The sequence below is a fragment of the Gracilibacillus pellucidus genome, assembly GCF_033949965.1.
GTDB classification, from domain to species: domain Bacteria; phylum Bacillota; class Bacilli; order Bacillales; family Amphibacillaceae; genus Gracilibacillus; species Gracilibacillus pellucidus.
Genome location: NZ_JAWZSR010000027.1, coordinates 1 through 1,419, shown reverse-complemented (window position 1 = coordinate 1,419; position 1,419 = coordinate 1). Strand labels below are relative to the sequence as shown.

General features: G+C 37.5%; 1 protein-coding gene. It reads left to right on the top strand.

The genetic code is table 11. The annotated features are described in order from the left end of the window. Nucleotides 1-97 precede the first annotated feature (97 nt). A complete protein-coding gene (locus tag SH601_RS17505; protein WP_319959627.1) occupies nt 98-1,276 on the top strand; it encodes an IS256 family transposase in 1,179 nt (392 codons plus the stop codon). The last annotated feature ends 143 nt before the right edge of the window (nt 1,277-1,419 follow it).

Sequence of the window (1,419 nt, the reverse complement as noted above, 5' to 3'; positions counted from 1 at the left end):
GATTAAGTCTATATAATTGTGTAAAAAGAAAGGGCATCATAGTTCCTCATGTTACAATGTTTTCAACCACGAAAATAATAAACAGGAGGAATATATGATGACCCAAATCAATTTTACACTAGATTTCGAAAAACTAAAAGAGGAATTGATACGTTCCAATTTAAATGACGTGGTCAAGTCAACGATGATCGTTGTATTAAATGCCTATATGGAGCGTGAACGCGATCAATATATGAAAAAAGAAGCCTATCAACGTGATGAAAACCGTCATGATTACCGTAATGGTTATTATGAGCGTAACTTCACACTGAATGTAGGCAAAGTGAAGCTACAAGTTCCTCGCACACGTACAGGTAACTTTCAAACAGAGCTTTTTGAACAATACACCAGATCCGATCAAGCATTCATTCTTTCCATGGCAGAAATGGTGATTAATGGGGTTTCTACTCGAAAAGTAACGAAAGTAATGGAACAATTATGTGGAGAAAAGGTATCAAAATCGACGGTTTCTTCTATTACCCAACAATTAGATCCTCTTGTGAACGATTGGGCTAACCGTCCCTTAAACGCATCCGTTTATCGCTATTTGTTTGTAGACGCCATGTATATCAAAGTTCGAGAGAATGATAAAGTCGTATCTAAAGCTGTTTATATTGGATTAGCTGTCCGAGAAGATGGCACACGAGAGATTATAGGACTTCAAGTAGCACACGCCGAATCCAAAACCAATTGGTCTCGTTTCTTTGAACAGTTAAAAAGTCGTGGATTTCAATCGCCGAAGTTGGTTATCTCTGATGCCCATTTAGGGTTACGTCAAGCGATCCAGGAACAATTTGTCGGTGCTAGCTGGCAACGTTGTACCGTTCACCTTAAGCGAAATATTCTCGCTAAATTCCCTAAAAAAGAAAAGAAAGAAGCTAGTGCTTTATTAAGACATATGTTTGACGCACCCAATGTCAAGATTGCTAGAGATTTGAAAGATCAGTTTCTCACACGTTATGCAGAAGAAGCAAAGTATGAAGCAGCACTTCGCATATTGGAAGAAGGGTTCGATGATGCCGTACAGTTTTATGCAGAACCCAAAATTGCGCATTCACACATCAAAACTACGAATGTGATTGAACGTATAAACGAAGAAATAAGACGCCGAGAAAAGCCTATTCGTATATTCCCTAATAATCAATCGGCTTTTCGATTAATTGGCTCCCTCTTATTAGATACTCAAAAAGGATATGATCAGTCTAGAAATAAAAGGTATATTTATTTCCAACAGTAAAAATATGCGCACCACCAATGAATGTATTCAGCATTATGATACATGCCCCGTTGGCAATAGAGGTTTTATATAACATGTGAACACCTACACATAGAAGGACCATTAGACTTATCATTATCAAAAGATATCTAAAGCTCACTCAT